We start from the raw sequence: 5,231 nt of genomic DNA on the forward strand, positions 1-5,231 counted from the left end.
GTCCCGGGCGGATGAGATAGCGCCTGGCAACGCCGAATCAATCGACCTCGCGCACCAGGTCACCGCGGGCATGGGCCGCGACCCCCGGGTCCGGGCGCTGGTACAGACGGTCGTGCCGGTGGCGGGTCTGCTCGCCCAGTGCGGCACGTGGCTCGGTGACCACGAGTTCGCGGCCCTGGCGTCCGTCGCCGGCCAGCCAACGGTGGACGGTGTCCCCCTGCTGCTGTCGGTGGACCGCTTCCGCGCGGCGAACCCGCGGATCGAGGCGGCGCTCGATGATCGGTCCATGCTGCTGGGCCGGCTCGGGCTCGCCGGGGTCCAGCTCGCCGTTGCGCTGATCCGGCCGGGGCTGGTCACCGAAGCGACCGGGCTGGTCACCGAGCTTGCGCACCGCAGCGGTCTGCCCGAACTGCGGGCACTACTGGAGCGTCAGTTCACCGACCGGGCCGACGTCCTCAAGGCCCAGACCGCGCTGCGCCGCCTGGACGCCGTGCTCGACGCCCACCCGGTCCCGTCGGCAGACACATTACGGACCCGCCGGGAACGCCTTGAAGCGGGCGCCCACGCGCTGGCCGAACTGAAACTGTTCGGTGATCTGCGTCTGGGCGAGGTCGACGTGGACGACGACCAGCGGGAGGCGATCGAGCTGCTGCTGGGCGCTGCGGGCGGCGAGGTGACCGCCCGGCTCGGCCTGCCACCGGATACCCCCGCCGACGACATCCGAGCCGCGTTGCTCACTACTCTCGACCGCTACCGCCGGCTCAGCGAGAACCGGCTCGCCTCCCGTCCGCTGCGCCGCGCCGCAGCGACGCTGCGCCGCACCTGCGAAGGCCTGCTCACCGGGGATGACATCGCACGACCGGCCGACCGACCGGCCGACCGACCGGCCGATCGGCCGCGGACTTCACCGTAACCGACAGGCGGACTGCCGCACTGTGCCATGCTGACCATCGCGTGCCATGCTGGACACCGTGCGAATCTCGTCGATCGGCCGCATTCCGGTCATACGGGTAGAATCATAATAGCCATATCAGGTAGTGGGCATCTGGCCAGGACGGTGCGGACACGCCCGCACGGAGTCGCGGCGCACGGTCGAAGGGGGAACAGCGTGTCAACGCCGCTGAGAATCGTCAGCAGTATAGGGGAAGTGATCATAACAGGTGATCGCCCTTTTGTGGTGGGTCGGGGGAAGGGATCCGACCTGGTGCTGTTAGACCGCCAGGTTTCGCGCCGCCACGTGGAAATTACGTGCACCAATTCTGAATGGACCGCGAAGGACGTCAGCTCGTACGGAACCTGGGTGGACGGAGAACGCGTCCAGCAGATCACCGTGCGGGGCGAGGTACGACTCCGGCTCGGCGCGCTCGACGGCCCCGAGCTCGTGATGCGCCCGGTCGTGGCGGACATCCCGAAACAGCCGGAGCTCGATCCGCGCTCGGAGATGTCCACGGTCTGGCGCGGCAGCCCCGAGTACGAACGCGACCGGCAGGCGGTCGCCGCCGCCGCCACTGCCACGGCCACCACCGCGGCCAACGGTATAACGAGGCTGGAACGCGAACACGGCCGGCGCAACACCTACCCGCTCCGGCGGGGGACGATGTCGATGGGGCGGTCCCGGGACAACGACATCGTCGTGGCCGACCTGCTCGCCTCCCGACGCCATGCCGAGATTTTCGTCGGCCAGAGCGGCGTACATGTCGTCGATCTCGACTCGGCAAACGGGACATTCCTCAACGGCAGGAAGATCAGCCGGGAGGCCGTCGCCCAACGCGACATCATCGCCGTCGGCCATCATCTTTTCCAGCTCGAAGGCGACACGCTGGTCGAATATCTCGACTCCGGGGACGTCACCTTCGAGGCTGACGGCCTCAACGTCTTCGTCAAGGACATGCAGATCATGCATGACGTGAGCTTCCGACTACCTGGGCGGGCATTGCTGGCCGTCATCGGCCCCAGCGGCTCGGGCAAGTCGACCCTGCTGAACGCGCTGACTGGTTTCCGACCAGCCGACGACGGCACCGTCCGCTATGCCGGCCGGGACATGTACGCCGAATACAGCGAACTACGCCGGCGAATCGGGCATGTCCCGCAGGATGACCTTCTCCACACCACGCTGACGGTCCGCAAGGCGCTGGAATACGGCGCGCGGCTACGCTTCCCTCCGGACACCACAAAGGACGAACGCAGGGAACGCGTCGACGAGGTTCTCCGCGAACTGGGGCTCGACCAGCGCGCGGATGTCGCTGTGCAGAACCTGTCCGGTGGGCAACGCAAACGCACCAGCGTGGCGCTGGAACTGCTGACCAGACCGACGCTGCTGTTCCTGGACGAGCCCACCTCCGGCCTCGACCCCGGCATGGACCAGAACGTGATGGGCGCACTGCGGACGCTGGCCGACGGTGGTCGAACCATCGTGGTGGTGACCCACAGTGTTGCACAGCTCGATATCTGTGACTATATTCTTGTGCTTGCCAAGGGCGGGCGTACCGCTTATTTCGGCCCGCCGAAAAGCGCCCTCACCTTCCTCGGGAAGAACTCGTGGCCGGACGTCTTCCAGATGTTGGAATCCGCCTCACCTATCGAGCTGGCGGATCGGTTCCGGAACTCCGAGTACTTCGTCCCGGCGTCCGTCACGGCACCGCCCGCGCGCCCGATACCGACGGCGCTGCCAAGCGCACGCCAACAGTCCCTTTTCTCACAGATAGCGACGCTGAGCCGCCGCCAGCTGAGCGTCATCACCTCGGACCGCTCCTACCTCTGGCTGATCGTGGCATTTCCGTTCCTGCTGGGCATACTCCCCCGGGTCGGACCGGCGCCGCACCGCCTGGACCCGCTGCCCAACGGCATACCGAACGTCGATGCGCAGATGCTGCTCCTCGTGGTCGTGCTCTGCGCGTGCTTCATGGGAATGGCGAACTCGATCCGGGAGATCGTCAAGGAGAAGGCGATCTACCGGCGAGAGCGGGCCATCGGCCTCTCGATCACGGCCTACCTCGGGTCGAAGGTCGTCGTCCTCGTCATCATCACCACGCTGCAGAGCATCGTCTTCACGATGATCGGAATGACCAACCGCACACCGCGCCAGGCGGTCGCACTCAGCGTGCCCATGCTGGAGGTCATCCTGGCGGTGACCATGATCTCGATATCGTCGGCAATGCTCGGCCTGGCGATTTCCGCCTGGGTCGACAATGCGGACAAGACCATGCCGCTGCTGGTGATGACCACCATGTCGCAGGTCGTTTTCAGCGGCGGGCTCGTCCCGCTGGAAGGCAAACTGGGTCTGCAACAGCTCAGCTATCTCATGCCGGCCCGCTGGGGCTACGCGGCGATCGCATCCTCGGCCGACCTCAATGACGTGGTGAAACTCGGCGACGCCCCCTTCTCCCGGGGCCCGGTCGATCCGCTGTGGGTGCATGCCGGTCACGTCTACATCACCGACATCGTGGCGGGTGTCGGTGTCGGATGTCTGGCGGTGGGTGCCTGCGCCCTGTTACTACGACGTCTCGATCCCAAGGTGTCCACTCGGCGGGGCCCGCTGTCGATGAGAAAAAAGACCTCGTCGTCATGAGTAACGCGATGAGTCACGCCGTCGTCCGCGACCTCGCGGGCGACCTCGCACGCACCAGCCATCCCGAGCCGTCCGCGGCGGTCACGCTGATCGCCACCGCGCTCGCGGCCTCCAGCGGACGGTCGGTGGCCGGTGTCGTCGCGGTAGCCCTCGCCGTGGGGACCGGCCAGCTCTCGATCGGGTGGAGCAACGACTACTTCGACCGGGTCCGGGACGCATCCAGCGGGCGGGACGACAAACCGGTGGCGCTCGGCGCCCTGCCTGCCCGGACGGTAGGCCTCGCCGCGGCGGTCACCCTGGTGGCGTGCGTACCCCTGTCCCTGCTGTCCGGGTGGCGGGCGGCCACCGCGCACCTGATCGCGGTCGCGCTGGCCTGGCTGTACAACATGGGGGTGAAGGGCACGGCCGCGTCGCTGATTCCGTTCGCCGTCGCCTATGCGCTGCTGCCCGCCTTCATCGTCCTGGGCCTACCCGGCCATCCCCTGCCTGCCTGGTGGCTGCTACTGGCCGGTGCCCTGCTGGGCTGCGGGGGGCACTTCGCCAACGTTCTGCCCGACCTCGACGACGACCTGCGTGCCGGCGTGCGCGGTGTGCCGCACCGGGTCGGGGCGCGCTGGTCGTTGTGGCTGGCCGTGACACTGCTCGCGGCCGCGTCCGTGGTGATCGCTTTCGGCCCGGGATCGGTCGGTCCGACGGCGATCGCGGGGCTCGCCGTGACCGGTGTCGCCGTCGTCGCGGTCCTGGTGAACGAATCCAACCGGGGGAATCCACCACCGGTCGGACGTGGGGCTTTTCGCGTCATCCTCGCGGTCGCGCTCGCCGATGTGGGGCTGCTGGTGGCGGCCGGACCCAACCTGGTCTGAAAACACCGGCTTCCAGCGCAACAGCCCGGAACCACCAGCCGGTCGCAACCGGTTCGAATGTCAAGCCCCGGCCCGACTGAAATCGATGCCGGACGGTGACTTGTATCAGACACAACGAAATCGCCAACAAGCGAACGTCATCCGACGGCCGATACTCATTATGAAAAGGACACGTAGAACCTCTACCTTGTGCTCGGTGTACGGAGGGGTAAAGCCGGATGTCCAGCCAGACACGAACGAACCCGGGCACCATCATCGGGCCGGAACCGTCAGCGCAGCTCCTTCGAACGGCCCGGCCACCTCGACAACGGCCGCACCCCGTACCGAAAATCACGACCACCAACCGGATGCACACGGCGGTACTGACCGGGCAGGGTGCCGCGTTCCCGCCGCCGATGGACCAGCAGGCACTGTGGGACGAAGTGTTCGCTCACCGTTACAATGACAATCGGACCGCCCAGCGGATTTTTCTCGGTTGCGGCGTGAGCACCCGTCACGGTGCGGTGGATCCCCGGGTCGAGGACGCAAGCGAATGGACCACCGGCACCCGGATGCGCCGGTATGTCAGCGCGGCCCATCCGCTGGGCCGGGAGGCGGTGCGCAACGCGCTCACCGACGCCGGCCTGCATCCCGCCGACGTCGGACTGTTCGTCGTCGTCTCGTGCACCGGCTATGCAACCCCTGGCCTCGACATCGCGCTGGCCGCCGAGCTGGGGATGCCGCCCACCACCCAGCGGCTCTTCATCGGCCACATGGGCTGCTACGCGGCGCTGCCGGCGCTGTCGACGGCCACCGACTAC

The 5,231-nt window shown here is 67.5% G+C and carries 2 protein-coding genes and 2 pseudogenes; all 4 read left to right on the plus strand.

Going from position 1 to position 5,231, the window contains the following annotated elements; all coding sequences use genetic code 11:
• A pseudogene (locus U9977_RS25465) lies at positions 1–913 on the plus strand (GTP-binding protein); the annotation flags it as partial.
• Between the two features lie 195 nt (positions 914–1,108).
• On the plus strand, positions 1,109–3,568 hold the full coding sequence (locus U9977_RS25470; RefSeq protein ID WP_416210778.1) for an ATP-binding cassette domain-containing protein: 2,460 nt from the start codon (positions 1,109–1,111) through the stop codon (positions 3,566–3,568).
• Positions 3,565–4,431: a UbiA family prenyltransferase gene (locus tag U9977_RS25475; RefSeq protein WP_322751820.1), complete on the plus strand. Its 867-nt coding sequence runs from the start codon at positions 3,565–3,567 to the stop codon at positions 4,429–4,431. The genes U9977_RS25470 and U9977_RS25475 overlap by 4 nt, the downstream gene beginning before the upstream one ends.
• A 347-nt stretch (positions 4,432–4,778) precedes the next feature.
• A pseudogene (locus U9977_RS25480) lies at positions 4,779–5,231 on the plus strand (type III polyketide synthase); the annotation flags it as partial.

The sequence above is a fragment of the Protofrankia sp. Cas8 genome (assembly GCF_963555845.1).
GTDB lineage: Bacteria > Actinomycetota > Actinomycetes > Frankiales > Frankiaceae > Protofrankia.

Excerpts from the sequence above, each read along its gene's own strand:
- U9977_RS25475 (WP_322751820.1), top strand. The coding sequence starts at position 3,565 with ATGAGTAACGCGATGAGTCACGCCGTCGTCCGCGACCTCGCGGGCGAC.